Source organism: Enterobacter sp. SES19 (assembly GCF_011765665.1).
In the GTDB taxonomy this organism is placed as follows: Bacteria; Pseudomonadota; Gammaproteobacteria; order Enterobacterales; family Enterobacteriaceae; genus Enterobacter; species Enterobacter pseudoroggenkampii.
This window is the reverse complement of sequence record NZ_CP050320.1, coordinates 4088702-4108264: the sequence shown is the minus strand read 5'-3', so window position 1 is coordinate 4108264 and position 19563 is coordinate 4088702. Positions and strand designations below refer to the sequence as shown.

21 protein-coding genes, 1 tRNA gene and 1 pseudogene are annotated in these 19563 nt (G+C 56.2%); 6 read left to right on the top strand and 17 right to left on the bottom strand.

All coding sequences use genetic code 11. The features are described from left to right. Positions 1-35 precede the first annotated feature (35 nt). A complete protein-coding gene (locus GXP72_RS19530) occupies positions 36-527 on the bottom strand; it encodes an Hcp family type VI secretion system effector (protein WP_024906453.1) in 492 nt (163 codons plus the stop codon). Positions 528-820: 293 nt separating this feature from the next. On the opposite strand from GXP72_RS19530, the gene GXP72_RS19525 reads away from it, so the two are divergent. Beyond that, positions 821-1123, top strand: coding sequence for a polymorphic toxin type 44 domain-containing protein (locus GXP72_RS19525; protein ID WP_244319929.1), 303 nt, complete (start codon positions 821-823; stop codon positions 1121-1123). Then, positions 1101-1574, top strand: coding sequence for a hypothetical protein (locus GXP72_RS19520; RefSeq protein ID WP_208763267.1), 474 nt, complete (start codon positions 1101-1103; stop codon positions 1572-1574). The genes GXP72_RS19525 and GXP72_RS19520 overlap by 23 nt, the downstream gene beginning before the upstream one ends. A 355-nt stretch (positions 1575-1929) precedes the next feature. Here GXP72_RS19520 and GXP72_RS19515 read toward each other — a convergent pair whose 3' ends face one another. Beyond that, entirely contained in the window at positions 1930-2556 is a 627-nt protein-coding gene (locus tag GXP72_RS19515) for a DUF6338 family protein (protein ID WP_024906456.1), read from the bottom strand. Positions 2557-2869: 313 nt separating this feature from the next. After that, positions 2870-2945 (bottom strand) — tRNA-Ile (locus GXP72_RS19510). Between the two features lie 125 nt (positions 2946-3070). On the opposite strand from GXP72_RS19510, the gene mug reads away from it, so the two are divergent. Further along, the gene (mug, locus tag GXP72_RS19505) at positions 3071-3577 is read left to right on the top strand and encodes a G/U mismatch-specific DNA glycosylase (RefSeq protein WP_024906471.1); all 507 of its coding nucleotides are present in this window, start codon (positions 3071-3073) and stop codon (positions 3575-3577) included. Between the two features lie 96 nt (positions 3578-3673). Here mug and rpoD read toward each other — a convergent pair whose 3' ends face one another. The 3 genes and pseudogenes from rpoD to rpsU form a co-directional block, all read right to left on the bottom strand. Then, the gene (gene rpoD / locus GXP72_RS19500) at positions 3674-5521 is read right to left on the bottom strand and encodes an RNA polymerase sigma factor RpoD (protein ID WP_023309228.1); all 1848 of its coding nucleotides are present in this window, start codon (positions 5519-5521) and stop codon (positions 3674-3676) included. A 95-nt stretch (positions 5522-5616) separates the two neighbouring features. Beyond that, a pseudogene (gene dnaG, locus GXP72_RS19495) lies at positions 5617-7421 on the bottom strand (DNA primase). Between the two features lie 114 nt (positions 7422-7535). Continuing rightward, entirely contained in the window at positions 7536-7751 is a 216-nt protein-coding gene (gene rpsU / locus GXP72_RS19490) for a 30S ribosomal protein S21 (protein WP_001144069.1), read from the bottom strand. Between the two features lie 236 nt (positions 7752-7987). Between rpsU and tsaD the strand changes: the two genes are divergently transcribed. Then, entirely contained in the window at positions 7988-9001 is a 1014-nt protein-coding gene (tsaD, locus tag GXP72_RS19485) for a tRNA (adenosine(37)-N6)-threonylcarbamoyltransferase complex transferase subunit TsaD (protein WP_032650276.1), read from the top strand. An 87-nt stretch (positions 9002-9088) separates the two neighbouring features. On the opposite strand, the gene ureG is transcribed toward tsaD, so the two are convergent. The 10 genes from ureG to plsY form a co-directional block, all read right to left on the bottom strand. Then, positions 9089-9706: an urease accessory protein UreG gene (gene ureG, locus GXP72_RS19480; protein ID WP_024906473.1), complete on the bottom strand. Its 618-nt coding sequence runs from the start codon at positions 9704-9706 to the stop codon at positions 9089-9091. Positions 9707-9715: 9 nt separating this feature from the next. Beyond that, complete coding sequence (locus tag GXP72_RS19475) at positions 9716-10390, bottom strand: urease accessory protein UreF (protein WP_090418741.1); 675 nt, start codon at positions 10388-10390, stop codon at positions 9716-9718. Further along, positions 10390-10929: a HupE/UreJ family protein gene (locus GXP72_RS19470; protein WP_090418738.1), complete on the bottom strand. Its 540-nt coding sequence runs from the start codon at positions 10927-10929 to the stop codon at positions 10390-10392. Before GXP72_RS19470 ends, GXP72_RS19475 begins: the two co-directional genes overlap by 1 nt. 9 nt (positions 10930-10938) lie before the next feature. Further along, complete coding sequence (gene ureE / locus GXP72_RS19465) at positions 10939-11403, bottom strand: urease accessory protein UreE (protein ID WP_090418735.1); 465 nt, start codon at positions 11401-11403, stop codon at positions 10939-10941. Positions 11404-11412: 9 nt separating this feature from the next. Then, positions 11413-13116, bottom strand: a complete 1704-nt coding sequence (gene ureC, locus GXP72_RS19460; protein ID WP_208763266.1) for an urease subunit alpha — start codon at positions 13114-13116, stop codon at positions 11413-11415. Beyond that, entirely contained in the window at positions 13109-13423 is a 315-nt protein-coding gene (locus GXP72_RS19455; RefSeq protein WP_032650271.1) for an urease subunit beta, read from the bottom strand. Before GXP72_RS19455 ends, ureC begins: the two co-directional genes overlap by 8 nt. Before the next feature lie 10 nt (positions 13424-13433). Further along, positions 13434-13736, bottom strand: coding sequence for an urease subunit gamma (locus GXP72_RS19450; protein WP_025758533.1), 303 nt, complete (start codon positions 13734-13736; stop codon positions 13434-13436). 10 nt (positions 13737-13746) lie between these two features. Then, a complete protein-coding gene (locus tag GXP72_RS19445) occupies positions 13747-14574 on the bottom strand; it encodes an urease accessory protein UreD (protein WP_157189738.1) in 828 nt (275 codons plus the stop codon). Between the two features lie 116 nt (positions 14575-14690). Continuing rightward, positions 14691-16157, bottom strand: coding sequence for an MFS transporter (locus GXP72_RS19440; protein WP_048990527.1), 1467 nt, complete (start codon positions 16155-16157; stop codon positions 14691-14693). An 84-nt stretch (positions 16158-16241) separates the two neighbouring features. Continuing rightward, positions 16242-16862 (bottom strand): glycerol-3-phosphate 1-O-acyltransferase PlsY, encoded by a 621-nt coding sequence (gene plsY / locus GXP72_RS19435; protein WP_023309216.1) that lies wholly within the window; start codon positions 16860-16862, stop codon positions 16242-16244. A gap of 107 nt (positions 16863-16969) precedes the next feature. Here plsY and folB point away from each other — a divergent pair, with 107 nt between their 5' ends. Beyond that, positions 16970-17338, top strand: coding sequence for a bifunctional dihydroneopterin aldolase/7,8-dihydroneopterin epimerase (gene folB, locus GXP72_RS19430; protein WP_032645073.1), 369 nt, complete (start codon positions 16970-16972; stop codon positions 17336-17338). A gap of 105 nt (positions 17339-17443) precedes the next feature. Further along, positions 17444-18265 carry an undecaprenyl-diphosphate phosphatase gene (bacA, locus tag GXP72_RS19425; protein WP_024906482.1) on the top strand — a complete coding sequence of 274 codons (822 nt, stop codon included), beginning with the start codon at positions 17444-17446 and terminating at the stop codon, positions 18263-18265. A gap of 10 nt (positions 18266-18275) precedes the next feature. On the opposite strand, the gene GXP72_RS19420 is transcribed toward bacA, so the two are convergent. Beyond that, positions 18276-19517, bottom strand: a complete 1242-nt coding sequence (locus tag GXP72_RS19420) for a multifunctional CCA addition/repair protein (protein ID WP_208763265.1) — start codon at positions 19515-19517, stop codon at positions 18276-18278. Positions 19518-19563: the final 46 nt, after the last annotated feature.

Sequence of the window (19563 nt, the reverse complement as noted above, 5' to 3'; positions counted from 1 at the left end):
AAACAATATAGGGCGGATTAACCGCCCCCTTTTTTTTACGCTGTTACACGCTCGTTCCATGCGTCTGAATATTGGACGTTCCCATCGCAATACTTCCAGGTGATCCGCTCATAGCGCAGCTGTACGCCCTCATTATGATTATGCATCTGTAAACCTGGCTCTTTGCAGTTATGCATAACTGGGTTAATGCTGACTACCCGCACATTCTCAAGCAGCATGTTGAAATACTCGACCTCTTGCCCCGCGTCGTTGATTCTGTACCACTTAATTTCAACGCTTTTAAGCGTCTGGCCGGTTGCTACCGCTTTATAGAGATACGGGCTGGAGCTATCAAATTCTTTCTCGATCATAAGCGGCGCATGTAAGCGTGTACCCGTGATTTTGCCCGTGTTGCTATCGGTTGGAACAAGCAAGCCGTGACTAAAAGAGAGAATTTCTACGCTACTTTCACGATCCTGAACATCTACAGACCCCCTGATCAGGTTGCCGCCATCGTCTTTAAGCCACATGTAAGCTGGAATAGCCATTTTTAAAACTCCATTTTATGAGGGTAAACCCTCATTAAACGGCTAAAACCGGATCGCAGGTGATACAAATTATGTTATCGGTATGAGTGATTAAAACGCGTTAATTATTGATATTAATAATAAAAATGATTGATTGATCTCAAACAGTACCGTGCAGCGCCGTTGCTCTTATGTTGCTGGTTTTGCCAGGCAAAAGGGAATAACGATGGCATGTATACCGATTTACCCGCCCCGCGGGCTGGAAATTTTGCGCGAACATTAGGCTCGCGCGGGCGCGTCACGGAGTCCAGGATATGGCTACCCCGCTTACGTATACGTGGTTTTATGAGCGAGTAAGAAACGGCGGGATGTGGGATTACAAACAACAAAAACGGGCTTACGCTGACTTCGGGAATTTTCATTACGGCGCAGTGGGTTATGCAGCGTGCATACCTGCAAAGATTTTGCTTATTGCCGCCGGCGCGGCGCAGTGGAAAGCCGGCACATCAAGACCAGAGTGGGGGAATTTCACGGGGGCCCCGCCGTTTGGTGATGATCCGATGGACCAATTTTGGATAAAGCAAGGCATAGACTATGTTAAGCAGCACCACTATTAGGGCGTTTAAGGCGTTGCATTGGGTGGCTACAATTACGATGGCCATCGTGATCGCTGGGTACTGTTATTTCCAGCATATACAGCGTTTAACTGTTAGTGATCGGCTTTATGAAGTTCGCCAGCTCACGTCCCGGACCTGGTTATACATTACTGAGTATGACGGCTCGAACATGACCACGGGGGAAGTGTATCGTTATTTTTTAGCGAGCAAGATTGACGGCGATCCGCTGGTAGCTCTCGAAAAACAACATATCGCGCCCACGCTTACAGCGAACACCGCCCGCGCGAAAGTTGACGGCATAGGCAACAATATCTCATTTACTGTTTATGGCACCGTGTACAGCTTTACAACGTCCGCATTTTTTTATGATGCTGAAGGAATAGCGGCCGCGCCGTCAATCGACTTAACGGCCCGTGGCGAGGGCTGGGACAAGGGGAAATTTAGTCGATAGATAAATATTTATTTAAAAATCCCTTGCGGTCGGGTCAATGACCCGATGAGCCGAGTGTAGTGAAGATCTAACTGCGCACAAGTAAAGGGTAACTTGAAAAGCCCGCTCAACCAGTTGGTCTGCGGGCTGTGTAGTATTACCGGGTTCATTGCTGACTGAAATTATTTGACTAACTAATGACTAGCAGTTGAATCAACGCTTTTTAGGTGGTGGAGAAACCTGTTGTGTCTGTTGAGTTTGGCTTGGTGGTTGATACCCGTTATTTTGCTGGTTTGGTCTACTAGTTGGTTGGTGACCCTTGTTCACTGGTTGCCAGCCGTCATTGGCAAACCCTGGTTTGTTGACTGGTTTTTCTTCAGACATTTTTCGTCTCTTTATTACTGGTTGTAGGTACTTGCAACTTAATAAACTCAACACTTTCGATTTCATTAGTCAATATTATAATGCCTAATGTATCGGTCAGTTCATGATCGAAGTCGCCATCGCTATCCAAAGCCCAATGTTTTTCTAAGTAGAGTTGCTCTGGTTCAGGCCTGCTTGATGCAAAAGAGTTGTAGCTATATAAACCGCCATATTTTTTCCCATTTTTAAGTGTTACTAAAACCCAGCAACATTGGTTCGTTGAGAAAAAATAGTCCCAGGCACGCCCCATGGGATGAGGGAGTATCTGCCTGATTCGATTGTTCTGTCGAATCTTCAGCAGGAGTATGGGTAAAAGAACAGGAATAATCACTAGGACTGAGAGATAAAAAATATAATACCAAAATGGATGCGAATCGATAATCTTATTTGTTTCAATGAAATAAATGGGTATCAGCAAAAAGGAATAGTTAATGCAACTGTATGAAACTACATCAATAAGCATTTTGGAAGTGTCGTTATCTGCGGCTGGATGGAAGAGCCGATAAACTCTCATGCTGATGAAGCCTGGCATAATAAAAAGTACGAATAAAAGTAGTTTACCTTTTTCAAGTACGTCCACAGTCGTTCCTTCAGGAGGTAAAATTTCTTGAATGGCTAAAAGTAAGGATTATAGCCTTTCTTCTGAAGCTCTAGCATCAACACTCTGCTTGTTTTTTAGACAGTGTAAGCAGGTTTCTAAATGATGTTGAGACTTTTTTTTACATTCTTTGCACTTGATGAAGACCATGTAAATCACTTTTTGTGTATCTGAGCCGTGAGCCATTCCCTGGTAAGGGAGAATGTAAGGGGACAAAAAGGGGACAATGGGTGCAGAAATAAAAAAACCACTCAGTGGGTGAGTGGCTTAATCATATGATTCTAAAACTAAAATTTGGTGGCCCCTGCTGGACTTGAACCAGCGACCAAGCGATTATGAGTCGCCTGCTCTAACCACTGAGCTAAGGGGCCGTGGCGGTGAATTATAAAGTAACTCCCCGCAGCAATCCAGCCATTCACACCTGCCTGCTGTTTTTATAAACAACGCATAATCAATCCTTTATACTTCCCTGACGATGTATCGAGCGGGAGTAAAGATGATCAACGATATTCTGGCCCCTGGCCTGCGGGTGGTGTTCTGCGGAATTAACCCGGGCAAGTCCTCGGCGCACACCGGTTTTCACTTCGCCCATCCGGGGAATCGCTTCTGGAAGGTGATCTACCAGGCCGGGTTTACCGACAGGTTACTCAAGCCTGAAGAGGAGCAGCATCTGCTGGATACGCGCTGCGGCATTACCATGCTGGTCGAGCGGCCGACGGTACAGGCGAGTGAGGTCAACCTGCATGAGCTGCGCAGCGGCGGGCGGGAGCTGATCAAGAAGATAGAGGATTATCAGCCGGCCGCGCTGGCGATCCTCGGCAAGCAGGCCTACGAGCAGGCGTTTAGCCAGCGCGGGGCTAAGTGGGGTAAGCAGAGCATCATGATTGGCGTTACGCAGGTGTGGGTGCTGCCAAATCCAAGCGGGCTCAACAGGGCGACGCTGGATAAGCTGGTAGAGGCGTATCGGGAGCTGGATGAGGCCCTGATGGTTCGGGGGCTTTAATCCTCTGCGGCCTGATGCCCTCACCCTGGCCCTCTCCCACAGGGAGAGGGAATAAAAAAAGCTCCCCGAAGGGAGCTTTTTCACGGTCAGGACAGGTTAGTCGTCCAGGAAGCTACGCAGCACTTCAGAGCGGCTTGGATGACGCAGCTTACGCAGCGCCTTCGCTTCGATCTGACGGATACGTTCGCGGGTAACGTCGAACTGTTTACCCACTTCTTCCAGCGTGTGGTCGGTGTTCATATCAATACCGAAACGCATACGCAGGACTTTCGCTTCACGGGCGGTCAGGCCGGCCAGGACGTCGTGCGTTGCGGCACGCAGGCTCTCGGTGGTGGCAGAGTCCAGCGGCAGCTCGAGGGTGGTATCCTCGATGAAATCACCCAGATGCGAATCTTCATCATCACCGATTGGTGTTTCCATGGAGATTGGCTCTTTGGCGATCTTCAGCACTTTACGGATCTTGTCTTCCGGCATCAGCATGCGCTCGGCCAGCTCTTCCGGCGTCGGCTCGCGGCCCATCTCCTGCAGCATCTGGCGGGAAATACGGTTGAGCTTGTTGATGGTCTCAATCATATGCACCGGAATACGGATGGTGCGCGCCTGATCCGCGATAGAGCGGGTGATCGCCTGACGGATCCACCAGGTTGCGTAGGTGGAGAACTTGTAACCACGACGGTATTCAAACTTATCTACCGCTTTCATCAGACCGATGTTGCCTTCCTGAATCAGATCCAGGAACTGCAGACCGCGGTTGGTGTATTTCTTGGCGATAGAGATAACCAGACGCAAGTTCGCTTCAACCATCTCTTTCTTCGCACGGCGGGCTTTTGCTTCACCGATGGACATACGACGGTTGATATCTTTAACCTGCTCGATGGTCAGGCCGGTTTCTTCTTCAATCTGATGCAGTTTCTGCAGGCCGCGATGCACATCGTCCTTCACGTCGTGCAGTTTTTCAGACCATGGCTTGTTCATCGCGATAGCCGCGTTGAACCAGGTTTCGCTGGTTTCGTTGCCGGTGAAGAGGGTGATGAAGTTCTTCTTCGGCATTTTGCACTGCTCAACACACAGCTTCATGATGATGCGTTCCTGGGTACGTACGCGATCCATCATCACGCGCATGCTGTTTACCAGGTAGTCGAACTGTTTTGGCACCAGGCGGAACTGTTTGAATACTTCAGACAGTTTCAGGATCTCTTCCTGTGCGGCAGCATGGCTGCGGCCTTTCGCTTTGATGGTGTCACGCGTCACTTCGTACTGGGTACGCAGCTCGGCAAACTTCTCACGCGCCAGCTCCGGGTCGATGCTGTTGTCATCATCCGCGGTGTCGTCGTCGCTCTCTTCCTCATCTTCGTCTTCGTCATCATCCATCTCTTCCTGAGACAGTTCAGAACCGACGTGAGTGGCGGTAGGCGCCATATCTTCTTCAGCGTTCGGGTCGACAAAACCGGTGATCAGGTCAGACAGGCGCGCTTCTTCCGCTTCAACGCGATCGTACTGCTCCAGCAGATAGGTAATCGCTTCCGGGTACTCGGCAACAGAGCACTGAACCTGGTTGATCCCGTCTTCGATGCGTTTTGCGATGTCAATTTCGCCTTCGCGGGTCAACAGTTCAACGGTACCCATTTCGCGCATGTACATGCGGACCGGGTCAGTGGTACGCCCGATTTCAGATTCCACGCTGGACAGTACCTGTGCAGCAGCTTCTTCCGCATCTTCGTCAGTGTTGTTGGAGGTTTCAGCAAGCAACAGATCATCGGCATCCGGTGCTTCTTCCATCACCTGAATGCCCATGTCATTGATCATTTGGATGATGTCTTCGATTTGATCTGAATCGACGATATCTTCCGGCAGATGGTCATTGACCTCGGCATAGGTCAGATAGCCTTGCTCCTTACCACGTTGGACAAGAAGTTTCAGCTGTGACTGCGGGTTTTGCTCCATAAGACGGTATCCACACTTAATTCGTTTGATTGGTGTCGGCGATGGGGCTGCCAACCTTTAAAGCGAGGGCGTACTTATATTTTTGCCGCTGCCTCTCAGTGCGGCTGCCGGGGGCTTCCCGATCGATATTCGGCACTTAAGCCGTTAAATTTCTTTATTTCTTCGCCAGTTCCTGGTTAATCATCCAGAGCTCCCGGCGTTCTTCGCTGCTTAAACCGTGTGTGCGCTCGCGAGCTATCAACTCTTCCTGGCGCAGCTCAAGCATCGAATCAAACATATGGTTGAGTGAGTCGGTGAACGTTTTTTCTGCAATATCCTTATCTGCTATATCGTCCCACATCGACAATTTTTCAAGGGTAGCGGCCTCTTTTGTGCCGCGATAATGTTCTAAAAGTTGTCCGGTGGTCAGACCTGGCTGTGATAAACACGTGTTGACCAGTTCTGAAAATAAGCCAAGCCCGGGCAATTTTTCGTGGTTCAAACCCGCCAGCGACGGCACCTGTGGCGCCAGTTCGGGGTTTTGCACCAGTAACCCTATCAGTATACGCATGGTTGTGCGTTTTAGCTGAGGCGCGGGGCGAACCGCGCCGTTTTCAGCCTGTTTAGGCATTAAACGTTCAAGCTGGCTGTCATCCAGAATGCCGAGCTTGTTGCCTAACTCCTGACGCAGATAGATGCGCAGCGTTTCGCCGGGCACCTGACTGATTAACGGCAGCGCCAGCGTGCTGAGCTGCGCGCGCCCGTCAGGGGTACTCAAATCGACCTGCGGCATCAGGCTGTTAAACAAAAACGTGGAGAGCGGCTGAGCCTGCTCCATCCGCGCTTCAAACGCCGCTTTACCCTCTTTACGCACCAGCGTATCCGGGTCTTCACCGTCGGGCAGGAACATAAAGCGCAGCTGACGCCCGTCGGTCATATAGGGTAGCGCGGTTTCCAGCGCGCGCCAGGCGGCGTCGCGTCCGGCGCGGTCTCCGTCGTAACAACAAATCACGTTGTTGGTCACGCGGAACAGCAACTGAATGTGATCCGCTGTCGTGGACGTTCCTAACGACGCCACCGCGTAGTTGATGTCGTACTGCGCCAGCGCAACGACGTCCATATAGCCTTCGACGACCAGAAGACGCGGAGGTTCCGCGTTATCCTGCTGCGCCTCATAAAGACCGTAAAGCTGGCGGCCTTTATGGAAAATATCGGTTTCCGGGGAGTTGAGGTACTTCGGCAGGGCATCACCCAGCACGCGACCACCAAAACCAATTACCCGGCCTCGCTTGTCGCGGATTGGGAACATCACCCGTTCGCGGAAGCGGTCGTAGCTTCGTCCCTGGTCGTTGGTGACCAGCATGCCTGCATCGATGAGAGATTTACGATCTTCGCTATTGCCGCCAAAACGCTTTAACACGTTGTCCCAGCCGGGAGGGGCGTAGCCAATAGCGAAACGCGCAATGACATCGTCGCTCAGTCCGCGCTTGTTCAGATACTGACGCGCAGGCTCAGCCGCAGAGTGCTTAAGAGACTGTTGGTAAAACGAATTCAGGCCATCCATCAGTTGATACAGCGTTTGCCGTTGATGGCGCTCGATCTGACTTGGCCCACTGCCTGCTTCATACGGCACTTCAAGGTTATGCATCGCCGCCAGCTCTTCGACGGTTTCAACGAACTCGAGCTTGTCGTAGTTCATCAAAAAATCAACGGCATTACCGTGTGCGCCACAGCCGAAGCAATGGTAAAACTGCTTTTCACCGTTTACGGTGAAGGAGGGGGTTTTTTCGTTATGGAACGGACAGCACGCATGGTAATTCTTGCCCTGCTTTTTCAGCTTTACCCGCGCGTCGATGAGATCGACGATGTCGGTTCTGGCGAGCAGGTCATTGATGAAAACGCGTGGGATTCTTCCGGCCATATGCCCCAAAATTTAAGCGACTTATAAACGAAAACAAGCCGCGCATTCCTTCCGGAAGCACGGCCTTACGACTATTACTCTGTCTGTCAATTGAGGGCTGAGGCCCTCAACCAATTAGTACAGACGAGTACGGCGTGCGTTTTCGCGAGCCAGTTTCTTCGCGTGACGTTTCACAGCGGAAGCTTTAGCGCGCTTACGTTCGGTCGTTGGTTTTTCATAAAACTCACGACGACGAACTTCAGCCAGAACACCTGCTTTCTCGCATGAACGTTTGAAGCGACGCAGTGCTACGTCGAACGGCTCGTTTTCACGTACTTTAATTACCGGCATGTAACTCTCACCTTTAATAAATTCGGTTTGCCGCTGGCATCAACGCCAGCTTATTTCAAAATGGTGCGGAATTTTACTGCAAATGCTGCTGCTTTGTAAAGCACCGATGCGATTTTGAAAGGGACTTTAATAAGGGTGAGGAGTATACACGAGCCTTCTTCCTGGGGCGAACAAAGTTTTACATCAACCCGCCCAGGCTCTACACTGCGCGGTATTGAAACGAGGTAAAACAAGTCATGCGTGTACTGGGTATTGAAACATCCTGCGATGAAACCGGCATCGCCATTTACGACGACGAAAAAGGGCTTCTGGCCAACCAACTGTATAGTCAGGTGAAATTGCACGCTGACTACGGCGGCGTCGTGCCTGAACTGGCCTCTCGTGACCACGTGCGTAAAACGGTTCCCCTGATTCAGGCGGCGCTGAAAGAAGCAGGATTAACGGCAAAAGAGATTGATGCAGTGGCGTATACCGCAGGCCCGGGCCTGGTCGGTGCGCTGCTGGTTGGCGCAACGGTTGGCCGTTCGCTGGCGTTCGCGTGGGATGTGCCAGCGATCCCGGTTCACCATATGGAAGGGCACCTTCTGGCGCCGATGCTGGAAGAGAATCCGCCTGAATTTCCGTTTGTGGCGCTGCTGGTCTCCGGCGGTCACACGCAGCTGATTAGCGTAACGGGCATTGGCAAATACGAGCTGCTGGGCGAGTCAATCGACGATGCCGCCGGTGAAGCGTTCGACAAAACCGCCAAGCTGCTGGGACTCGATTACCCTGGCGGGCCGATGCTGTCGAAAATGGCGTCACAGGGAACGGAAGGGCGCTTTGTCTTCCCGCGCCCGATGACAGACCGTCCGGGGCTGGACTTCAGCTTCTCCGGGCTGAAAACCTTCGCGGCCAATACGATCCGCAATAACGATGACAGCGAGCAGACCCGCGCCGATATCGCCCGCGCGTTTGAAGACGCAGTGGTGGATACGCTGATGATCAAGTGCAAGCGCGCGCTGGATCAGACCGGCTTCAAGCGTCTGGTGATGGCGGGCGGCGTGAGTGCCAACCGTACGCTGCGCGCGAAGCTCGCCGAGATGATGCAAAAGCGTCGCGGGGAAGTGTTCTATGCCCGTCCGGAATTCTGTACCGATAACGGGGCAATGATCGCCTACGCGGGTATGGTGCGCCTGAACGCTGGCGCAACGTCCGACCTGAGCGTGTCCGTGCGTCCGCGCTGGCCGCTGGCGGAACTGCCTGAGGCGTGAGTTTTTTTGTCCGGTGGCGCTGCGCTTACCGGGCCTACGGTTTTGTAGGCCGGGTCAGGCGAAGCCGCCACCCGGCAACAAACCGCACTACACCCGCAGCATCCCTTTCTCTTCCAGAAACGCAATAATCGTCGCTAAACCGTCCCCCGCCTTCAGGTTGGTAAAGGTCCATGGACGCTCGCCGCGCATGCGGTTGGTATCGCGCTCCATCACCTCCAGCGACGCACCGACGTACGGCGCGAGATCGGTTTTGTTGATCACCAGAAAATCGGATTTGGTGATCCCCGGCCCGCCCTTGCGCGGGATTTTTTCCCCTTCGGCCACGTCGATCACGTAAATAGTCAAATCCGCCAGCTCCGGGCTGAACGTCGCGCTCAGGTTATCCCCGCCGCTTTCAACGAAGATCAGATCCAGATTGCCGAACTTCTCGCTGAGCGCTTCCACCGCCGCCAGGTTCATTGAGGCGTCTTCGCGGATAGCGGTATGCGGACAGCCGCCCGTCTCCACGCCCACGATGCGCTCCGGCGCCAGCGCGCCCGCCTCGGTCAGAATGCGCTGATCCTCTTTGGTGTAGATATCGTTGGTCACCACCGCAAGATGATAGGTATCGCGCATCGCCTTGCAGAGCGCTTCCAGCAGCGCGGTTTTGCCCGACCCTACCGGGCCGCCTACGCCCACGCGCAGGGGATGTTTGTAATCAGCCATATTGACTCCTCAGGAACGGAATAGTCGAGAATATTGGGTTTCGTGGCGCGCGGAGGCGATGGCGGACAGCGGCGTTGCTGCCCCCAGCGCGTCGTCGCGACGTAAAAATGCCTGTTCAAAACCAGCGGCGTAGCGATCGCTCAGTTCGATAATCAGCTGCTGTGCGGCCTGCTGCCCAAACGGCACCAGCTTGACGCCTGCCATCACCGCGCTCTCAATCCAGCTGTAGCCAAGGCTCAGCGCCAGCTCGCGCACGCTAATGCCCCAGCGTACGCCGAGCCAGGCCATGCCGCAGAGCTGGCTTTGCATAAACAGCGGCAGCCATTCGGGCGGACAGTCAGGTTCCCAGCTCTTAATCAGTCGCGTAAAGGCCGCCCCACGGTTGCGCTCCTCTTCGCGCAGCTCGCGCGTTTCACGGCAGGCGAGAAGGTATGCCGTCCAGCGTTTTGCATTTGTAAGAGAGGATTGCTCACAGGCCTGATAAAGACGGATAAACAGCGGCAGATCGACGCAGAAAAAGCTCTGCTCAATCTGCTGTATTTGCCAGCGTTTAAAGGCCCCGGCGTCCGTGACCCAGCCCGCCTCAACGGCCCACTCCAGCCCCTGCGACCAGGTAAACGACCCGACCGGCAGGCTGCTGCTGGAGAGCTGCATCAGGCGCAGCCTCTGGCGGGCGTGCTCCATCAGCTCATCAGCGCCAGCAGGGCGGAGACAATCAGCCCGCCGCCGAAGGTTTTACGCAGACCGTCGTGACGGCGCAGCAGCAGCCCTGCGGCAAAGCTGGCGCACAGCACCGCGGCGCTGGCCAGCATAAAGCCGCTGGTGAAGAGCCAGAAGCTGTGGCCGGACATCTCCACGCCGTGCGCCCAGCCGTGGAACATCGCCAGGGCAGGCACCGCCAGCAGCAGACGATTTTCCGTTTTAAACATCATCACGCCGCTGACCGCCAGCGAGGCGATAATCAGCATCTCCATGCCGCTGAAGCCGCCGAGCAGGCTGCCCGCAATAGCGCCGACAAGCATCATCCCGAGGGTGGCAAACGGCAGCAGGAGCTTGCGGCCGCTCAGCGCCGAGAGCACGCCTGCACCGGTCAGCATCAGGAGATGATCGAGCCCGGTCAGCGGGTGGAGAAAACCGGCCTGAAAGCTGTCGGCGCCGTGGCCGGGATGCGCGAGCGCGGGAACGGAAAAAGCCAGCAGTAACAGCGGTAAATACTTGCGCATGATGGATCCTTAATGTGAATGAGCGTGAGAATGGCCGTGGCTGTGGGCACCGCTGGTATAAGCGCCCGCTTCCGGTTCAAACGGCAGGCTGGCGTAGCCCACGTCCAGCCCGAACTGGCGCAGCATGTCGTCGAGAACGTGGTCGTGGTGATAGCGCAGCTCGCCGGGCATGATCTGCAGCGGCACGTGGCGGTTGCCCAGGTGGTAGCAGGCGCGGGCGAGCAGGAACGGATCGGCGCAGCGCACCACGGAGACCGACTCCGGGGCGGCGATCACTTCGATCACCTCGCTGCCGTCGTCGGTAGTCAGCAGGTCGCCCCCGCGCAGCAGCAGGCCGCGCGGCAGCATCAGCCCGGCTTCGCGGCCGTCGTTCAGCGCCACGCGGGCGCGGCTTTTCACCCGCACGTCAATCGGCAGCGTGACGCTGGCGGTAGTCTGATGCGCATGGTCCAGGCGTTGGGTTAAATAGATCATCATCACTCCTCAAAACAGGAAATAGCGTTGCGCCATCGGCAGAACGTCAGCCGGTTCGCTGGTAATCAGTTCGCCGTCAACACGCACCTCGTAGGTTTGCGAGTCGACGGTGATATTCGGCTGCAGGCCGTTGTGGATCATGTCCGCCTTTTTCACCGTCCGGCAGCCTTTTACCACCGCGGTGGCGCTTTGCAGGTTGAGCTGCTGCGGGATGCCGTTCGCACTGGCCGCCTGCGAGACAAACGTCAGTCGGGTGGCGTGGCGCGCGGCGCCCAGCGCACCAAACATCGGGCGGTAATGCACCGGCTGCGGCGTGGGGATTGAAGCGTTGATATCCCCCATTGGCGCGCAGGCGATCATCCCGCCCTTGACGATGGTGGCGGGTTTGACGCCGAAGAACGCCGGGGACCAGACCACCAGATCCGCCAGCTTGCCCGCCTCAATCGAACCCACTTCATGGGCGATACCGTGGGTCAACGCCGGGTTAATGGTGTACTTGGCGACATAGCGCTTCACGCGGAAGTTATCGTTCTCGCCTGTCTCTTCCGGCAGCGCGCCGCGCTGGACCTTCATGCGGTGCGCGACCTGCCAGGTGCGGATAATCACTTCCCCGACGCGGCCCATGGCCTGAGAGTCTGACGAGGTGAGCGAGAACGCGCCGATATCGTGCAGCACGTCTTCAGCGGCGATGGTCTCCCGGCGAATGCGGGATTCTGCAAACGCCACGTCCTCGGCGATATCCGGGTCGAGGTGATGGCAAACCATCAGCATGTCGAGATGCTCGTCGATGGTATTGACCGTGTAGGGCAGCGTCGGGTTGGTGGAAGAGGGCAGAATATTCGGGTGCGCGCAGGCAGTGATGATATCCGGCGCGTGGCCACCGCCCGCCCCTTCGGTGTGGAAGGTGTGGATGGTGCGCCCGCCAATGGCGGCCAGCGTATCTTCGACAAACCCGGACTCGTTCAGCGTGTCGCTGTGCAGCGCCACCTGAATGTCCATCTCTTCGGCCACCTCCAGCGAGCAGTTGATCGCCGCAGGCGTCGCGCCCCAGTCTTCGTGGATTTTCAGCCCGATAGCGCCCGCGGCAATCTGCTCGCGCAGGGCGTCCGGACTGGAGCCGTTACCTTTGCCGAGCAGGCCGATATTCACCGGCAGCGTATCGGCAGCCTGCAGCATGCGGGCGATATACCACGGTCCCGGCGTGCAGGTAGTGGCGTTGGTGCCCGCCGCGGGTCCGGTGCCGCCGCCGATCATGGTGGTGACGCCGGAGACCAGCGCCTCTTCCGCCTGCTGCGGGCAGATCCAGTGGATGTGGGTGTCGATCCCGCCTGCGGTGACGATCTTCCCTTCGGCAGCGATGACTTCGGTTGCGGCACCAATCGGGATCGTCACGCCGGGCTGAATGTCGGGGTTGCCGGCTTTGCCGACGGCAAAAATCCGCCCGTTCTTGACGCCGATATCGGCTTTCACGATCCCCCAGTGATCGACGATCAGCGCGTTGGTCAGCACCAGATCCACGCAGTCGTCTGCGGTCATCTGCCCCTGGCCCATGCCGTCGCGGATCACCTTCCCGCCGCCGAACTTGACCTCTTCGCCGTAGATCGTGAGATCGTCTTCCACTTCGATCCACAGCTCGCTGTCGGCCAGCCGCACTTTATCCCCGGTGGTGGGGCCAAACATATCGGCATAGGCCTGGCGTGAAATCTCAGCCATGTTTCACCTCGCCCATCACCTCGCCGCGAAAGCCGACAATGCGCTGCGCACCTGCGACCTGAACCAGCGTCACTTCCCGCTTCTGGCCGGGCTCGAAGCGCACGGCGGTGCCCGCTGGGATGTTCAGCCGGTAGCCTTTGGTGGCTTCCCGATCGAACTTCAGCGCCGGGTTGACCTCGTAAAAGTGGTAGTGCGATCCGACCTGGATCGGCCTGTCGCCGTGGTTTTCGACAATCACGGCTTGGGTTTCGCGCCCGACGTTGATCGCAATCGCGCCGGGCTGGATCTGATATTCGCCAGGGATCATCATGTGCTCCTTAGACGATCGGGTTATGGACGGTGACGAGCTTCGATCCGTCCGGGAAGGTGGCTTCGACCTGAATATCCGGGATCATCTCCGGGACGCCCTCCATTACCTGGTCGCGCCTCAGGACGTGGCGGCCTGCCTCCATCAGCGCGGCGACGGTTTCACCATCGCGCGCGCCTTCCATGATGAAGGCGCTGATCAACGCGACCGATTCCGGGTAATTGAGCTTTACCCCGCGCGCAAGGCGGCGTTCGGCAACCAGCGCAGCGGTGAACAGCAACAGCTTGTCTTTTTCTCTGGGGGTCAGTTCCATAACGTTTCTCTTATGTCTGCCAGATACGCGGCGAACAGGCGGTTTTGGTGGTGAGAAGCGGGCGAAGCGACTGCCAGACGTCGCGCATCACCCGCTGACAAATCAGGTTGTCGTGGGAGAGAAAACGCACCGACAGCAGGTCATCGGTGAGCGTTGCACCTGCATAATTTTCCAGCGGTGCGAGGCGTTCACGCACCGCCTCGAGATGTTCTTCCTGGGCAGGGTAGAACAGCAGCGTGCCGAGCCACGGATGCCCGGCGACGGGCGTGAGATCGCCGTCGCTAAGGTGCTGACGCTCAATCAGGCGCGGCTCGTCATCTACCCACACCTCAAGACGGCTCTCCAGCGTGCCGTGGCTGAAGGTTTCGTTTATCACCGGGCGGCCCAGGCAGTACAGCTCCCACGTCAGCAGCGTGCTGGAGGCCTTCAGGTGGAAAACGGAGCGCAGCGCGGCATTCGCGCCGGGAAAAATAATCGTGTCCTGCGGCAGCCACTCCAGGGTGGAATCTTCCTCGAGATAAAAATGCTGATTCAGGCGAGCCTGTGGGCCGCTGCTGCGATAGAACTTGCTGGCGCCGGGCATGGTGATAAGCGCATGGCTTTTGGCGTCCAGACGCACGGTGATATCCAGCGTATCGCCGCCCACAACCCCGCCTGGCGGGTGCAGCAGATAAAGGTGGCAGGTTTCCCCTTCGGGGTAAAACGGACGTTGAACGGTGAGCGGCCCGACGTGGTGGGCGGAGTGCAGGAGGGTTTTCTCAGGGGTGTGACAAAACTGCAGGGCAAGCGATGCCTGCCAGCCTTTGTACGAATTATCAGTGACCTGAGCTGCTAACATGCTGCATCCATTTCCACACCATCGGGATATGTTTCAGTATGCCCTGGCGGAAATGAAGGCTGTCATATGAGTCGCTTATGGATAAAAAACCGGCTCTTATGAGCCGGTTTGCGGGACTAGCGGTAATCCTCCGCATCCACATCATACCCGGAAGGCTCCCAGCGGATTGCCAGCAGCGAGGCCAGGCCGATAAACGGCGCCAGCGCAATCACCCAGAACACGGCGGTATCCAGCGAGGCGACCAGCAGCGGGAACAGGAACAGCGACAGCGTCGAGCTGCTGCGCATCAGCGTCTGGTTGAGACCCACACCCACGCCGCGCAGCGAGGTCGGGTAGCTCAGCGAGGCGAACGTCATGGTATGCGCGCCCGGGCCAAAGCCCTGACCGAACAGGAAGAGCGCCAGCATCGCCACGGCAAGCACGCCTTCTGTGGCGCCTTCAGGGCGGCCAATCAGCGCCAGTCCCAGCAGCGCGACCAGCTGGCAGGCATAACCCGCCAGCGACATCCGCCAGGCGCCGAAGCGCGGCACGTAGCGTACCGCCAGCAGTCCGCCAACGAAGGCAAACAGCAGGTTAAGCGCCAGAGAAATGAGAATGGTGGTGAGCATCGACTGGACAAAGAAGCTGGAGATGATCACCGGCAGACCAAACGCCACCGCGTTATAGGCAAACGAGGAGACGACGGACAGCAGCGTGGCGAGCGTCGTGCGGCGTAAGTAGATCCCGCGGAACAGGTTCAGATAGTTTGACCATTTCGCTTTATTCACGACAGGTGCGGGCTGGCTGAGCGCGTCCTGCGGCACGTGGGCATTGATGTTATACGACTGGCGTAAAATGGACGCCGCCTCTTTCAGGTTACCCTGATTCGCCGCCCAGACCGGCGATTCGCTCATATAGCGGCTGCGGATGGCGATAATCACCAGCGCGGGCACCGCGCCAAAGCCGAGAATCAAACGCCACAGCCAGTCGCTGTGGCTTTCCGGCAGCACGGCGTAGAAGAAAAGCACCAGCAGGTAGGAGATACTGATGGCGGCATACCAGGTGGGGCACCACATCGCGACGCTGGAGGCCTTATTGCCGGGCCCTTTCAGCCTGGCGAACTCGCTTAAAAACGCCATCGCTACGGGAAGATCGATCCCGACCCCGAGCCCCATCACAAAGCGGGCGCCCGCGAGCACATATTCGTTCGGAGCCAGTGCACAGGCGATAGCGGCCACCACGAAGAACACCATATCAGCCATAAACACGCGGTAGCGCCCGATTTTATCCGTGAGATAGCCGCCAAGCAGCGCCCCGACAATGGCGCCAAAGGTAATGGCCGAGGCCACCATACCGGTACCGGCGGGCGTCAGGTTAAATTCGCGGGTGATGTCTTTAATGCCGAATGCCAGCGCGCCCAGATCGTAGGCATCGAGGAAAATGCCGCCCAGCGCGATACCGACTACGATACGGGCGTTTGCCCGGCCCTGGGAACCGTCATTAACGAGGCGTGATACATCCGATGCACTGCGCACCCACTGGATGTCGCCATCAGGGGGAATACCTGCCGTTGAAAGGGGAGTAGATTCTGTGATTTCAGCCATTTTCTTCTTATGCGGTTGTGTTGTGTCCCTAACAGTTACCACAGGCAGAAGGTGACCAAAATCACATTTGGCTATAAGGCATAACTAACCCTTCGGAGCGTCTTTTTTCTTTCTCTTGAGCTTCGTCCAGATTTTGGTCTCCTGACGACGCCACAGGCGCTGGATATTGTCGTGATGACGCAGCAGGATAAGACAGGAGAGCATCGACACCGGGAAGGTAAACTGGGGTTTGAACCACCAGACGTAGAACGGGGCGATCAGCGCGCTGACGATGGCGCCCAGCGACGAATAGCCGCTCAGCAGAATGGTCAGAAGCCAGGTCCCGGCCATGACGCCGGTTAAGTCCCAGCCGATGGGGGCAATGGCACCAAAGGCGGTCGCCACACCTTTGCCGCCTTTAAAGCCGAAGAATACGGGCCAGATGTGGCCGACGCAGGCAGCAATAGCAATGAGCCCCAGCCAGAACGGCGTGACGCCCAGCGCATACGCGCCCCAGACGGGTAGCATCCCTTTCAGAACATCAAAAATCAAAACCGCTACGGCTGCTCCCTTGCCGCCAATTCGTAGTACGTTGGTCGCCCCCGGATTCCCGGAACCATTTTCACGCGGGTCAGGTAACCCGGCAATGCGGCAGACCAGAATGGCGCTGGAGATTGAGCCGCAAAGATAGGCGAGGAGGATCATTCCAGGCGCGATTGCACTCATAACGCTGTTCCGTTTTGAAAATGTATCTGTATTCTCAGCATCTGTGGATAATACGCATAATTCGCCGGAAGTGGTATCCGGTTTAGCCAAAAAGCAGGCAGGTCGTGATGGATATTGTATTTATAGAGCAACTTTCGGTAATCACCACTATTGGTGTTTACGACTGGGAACAGACCATCGAGCAGAAACTGGTGTTCGATATCGAAATGGGCTGGGATAACCGCAAATCGGCAAAAAGCGATGACGTGAACGACTGTCTGAGCTATGCCGACATCAGTGAAACGGTCATCAACCATGTGGAAGGGCAACGTTTTGCGCTGGTCGAACGGGTGGCTGAAGAAGTCGCAGAATTGCTGCTGAAAAAATTTAACTCACCGTGGGTGCGCATCAAGCTGAGCAAGCCGGGCGCGGTGGCGCGCGCCGCCAACGTTGGCGTCATCATTGAGCGTGGCACAAATCTGAAAGGCAAGAATTAACGTCATAATTGCTAAACCAATTTAGGTTATACCGGTCTCAGGACTGTATCTTATCGGTTGTCCGTATGGGACACCGTTTTTTTATATCTTTTTAGGGGTTTATAGATGAGCGATATGCACTCGCTGCTGGTGGCGGCAATACTGGGTGTGGTCGAAGGATTGACGGAGTTTTTGCCGGTGTCCAGTACGGGCCATATGATTATCGTTGGCCATCTGCTGGGCTTTGAAGGCGATACCGCCAAAACGTTCGAAGTGGTGATCCAGCTGGGTTCGATTCTGGCGGTGGTGGTGATGTTCTGGCGCCGTCTGTTTGGCCTGATCGGCATCCATTTTGGCCGTCCGCCGCAGCACGAAGGGATGAGTAAAGGTCGCCTGTCGCTGATCCATATTCTGCTCGGGATGATCCCTGCGGTGGTGCTGGGCCTGGTTTTCCACGACGCCATCAAATCGCTGTTTAACCCAATTAACGTGATGTACGCGCTGGTGGTGGGGGGCTTCCTGCTGATCGCCGCGGAAGTGCTGAAGCCAAAAACGCCGCGCGCGGAAGGTCTGGACGATATGACGTATCGTCAGGCGTTTATCATTGGCTGCTTCCAGTGTCTGGCGCTGTGGCCGGGCTTCTCGCGTTCAGGCGCAACCATCTCCGGCGGGATGCTGATGGGCGTAAGCCGTTACGCCGCGTCAGAGTTCTCGTTCCTGCTGGCGGTGCCGATGATGATGGGCGCCACTGTACTCGACGTCTATAAGAGCTATCACTTCCTGACGGCTGGCGACATTCCGATGTTCGCCGTCGGCTTCATCACCGCGTTTATCGTGGCGCTGATTGCCATCAAAACCTTCCTGCAGCTGATTAAGCGTATCTCGTTTATTCCGTTCGCGATCTATCGCTTTATCGTCGCGGCTGCAGTGTACGTGGTCTTCTTCTGACCGATGGCCCTCAGTCTTTTGGCTGAGGGCAATGCTTTTCTTTCCAGTCAGACACCGCCTGAATTCGCCGTTTCGTGAGTTCTTCACGAATTTCCGGTCCTTTGAATCCCGCCTCGACAACGTCCTTCGTGGGCACCGCTTTCGCCACCTCCCAGGCTTTACGCAGTAAACGTCCCTGCGGGTAATCGCACGCTTCAAACCCGGTACGCCCGCGCACGTCAGCTTCGCTGGTCAGCGCGATTTGCTCTACGCGCTGGGGTTTGCGCCAGGCGTCGATATTATCGAAAAGCTTAACGATGGTGGCCGGTTTCAGGATGGGGAAGGTGTGGATCAGATCGTGGAATTCGGCCACCAGTTTCGCCAGATCGCGGATCTCGTTCGGCACGCGCAGACGCTGGCACAGCCCCTCGACCAGCTTCACCCCTGCCGGACCGTGCCCGTGGTGGCGAGGCCAGAATTCTTTTGGCGTTAAGCCTTTGCCGAGATCGTGGCACAGGGTGGAAAAGCGCACGTCCACGTCAGGGCTGAGCATGGCCGCCATGCTCAGGGTCATCAGGATGTGTACGCCGGTATCAATTTCCGGGTGCCATTTTGCCGGGGCAGGTACGCCAAACAGCGCGTCTATTTCCGGGAACAGCACCTTCAGCGCGCCGCAGTCGCGCAGGACCTGGAAAAAGACCTGCGGGTTACGCGTGGTGAGCGCATTTTCCGTCTCTTTCCAGACGCGCTCTGGCGTCAGGTGTTCAAGCTCGCCCGCCTCGGTCATGGCGGTCATCAGCGCCATTGTCTCATCGGCAATACGGAAACTGAGATGGGCGTAACGCGCGGCAAAGCGCGCCACGCGCAGCACGCGGAGCGGATCTTCAGAAAACGCCGGGGAGACGTGACGTAAAAGACGGTTGCGCAGATCGTCCTGACCGCCATAGGCGTCAACGATCTGCCCGTGCTCGTCCTGCGCCAGCGCGTTGATGGTGAGATCGCGGCGCAGGAGATCTTGCTCCAGCGTCACGTCCGGCGCGGCATAGCAGGTGAAGCCCGTATAGCCCGAGCCCGATTTCCGCTCGGTACGCGCCAGAGCATACTCTTCACGGCTTTTCGGGTGCAGGAACACGGGAAAATCGCGGCCTACCTGCTGGTAGCCCGCGTCGAGCATCTCTTCAGGGGTGGCGCCAACCACCACCCAGTCTTTATCTTTGACCGGCAGACCTAACAACGCATCACGTACCGCACCACCGACCAGATAACTCTTCACGCCCAACTCTCCCGTTTTCTCTTTTCCAGAATGATACGTAAGTCTG

Excerpts from the sequence above, each read along its gene's own strand:
- GXP72_RS19470 (WP_090418738.1), bottom strand. The coding sequence starts at position 10,929 with ATGCGCAAGTATTTACCGCTGTTACTGCTGGCTTTTTCCGTTCCCGCG.
- GXP72_RS19475 (WP_090418741.1), bottom strand. The coding sequence starts at position 10,390 with ATGGAGCACGCCCGCCAGAGGCTGCGCCTGATGCAGCTCTCCAGCAGC.
- rpsU (WP_001144069.1), bottom strand. The coding sequence starts at position 7,751 with ATGCCGGTAATTAAAGTACGTGAAAACGAGCCGTTCGACGTAGCACTG.
- bacA (WP_024906482.1), top strand. The coding sequence starts at position 17,444 with ATGAGCGATATGCACTCGCTGCTGGTGGCGGCAATACTGGGTGTGGTC.
- GXP72_RS19525 (WP_244319929.1), top strand. The coding sequence starts at position 821 with ATGGCTACCCCGCTTACGTATACGTGGTTTTATGAGCGAGTAAGAAAC.
- GXP72_RS19520 (WP_208763267.1), top strand. The coding sequence starts at position 1,101 with ATGTTAAGCAGCACCACTATTAGGGCGTTTAAGGCGTTGCATTGGGTG.
- folB (WP_032645073.1), top strand. The coding sequence starts at position 16,970 with ATGGATATTGTATTTATAGAGCAACTTTCGGTAATCACCACTATTGGT.
- GXP72_RS19445 (WP_157189738.1), bottom strand. The coding sequence starts at position 14,574 with ATGTTAGCAGCTCAGGTCACTGATAATTCGTACAAAGGCTGGCAGGCA.
- GXP72_RS19455 (WP_032650271.1), bottom strand. The coding sequence starts at position 13,423 with ATGATCCCTGGCGAATATCAGATCCAGCCCGGCGCGATTGCGATCAAC.
- tsaD (WP_032650276.1), top strand. The coding sequence starts at position 7,988 with ATGCGTGTACTGGGTATTGAAACATCCTGCGATGAAACCGGCATCGCC.
- mug (WP_024906471.1), top strand. The coding sequence starts at position 3,071 with ATGATCAACGATATTCTGGCCCCTGGCCTGCGGGTGGTGTTCTGCGGA.
- rpoD (WP_023309228.1), bottom strand. The coding sequence starts at position 5,521 with ATGGAGCAAAACCCGCAGTCACAGCTGAAACTTCTTGTCCAACGTGGT.
- ureE (WP_090418735.1), bottom strand. The coding sequence starts at position 11,403 with ATGATCTATTTAACCCAACGCCTGGACCATGCGCATCAGACTACCGCC.
- GXP72_RS19440 (WP_048990527.1), bottom strand. The coding sequence starts at position 16,157 with ATGGCTGAAATCACAGAATCTACTCCCCTTTCAACGGCAGGTATTCCC.
- GXP72_RS19530 (WP_024906453.1), bottom strand. The coding sequence starts at position 527 with ATGGCTATTCCAGCTTACATGTGGCTTAAAGACGATGGCGGCAACCTG.
- ureC (WP_208763266.1), bottom strand. The coding sequence starts at position 13,116 with ATGGCTGAGATTTCACGCCAGGCCTATGCCGATATGTTTGGCCCCACC.
- GXP72_RS19450 (WP_025758533.1), bottom strand. The coding sequence starts at position 13,736 with ATGGAACTGACCCCCAGAGAAAAAGACAAGCTGTTGCTGTTCACCGCT.
- ureG (WP_024906473.1), bottom strand. The coding sequence starts at position 9,706 with ATGGCTGATTACAAACATCCCCTGCGCGTGGGCGTAGGCGGCCCGGTA.
- plsY (WP_023309216.1), bottom strand. The coding sequence starts at position 16,862 with ATGAGTGCAATCGCGCCTGGAATGATCCTCCTCGCCTATCTTTGCGGC.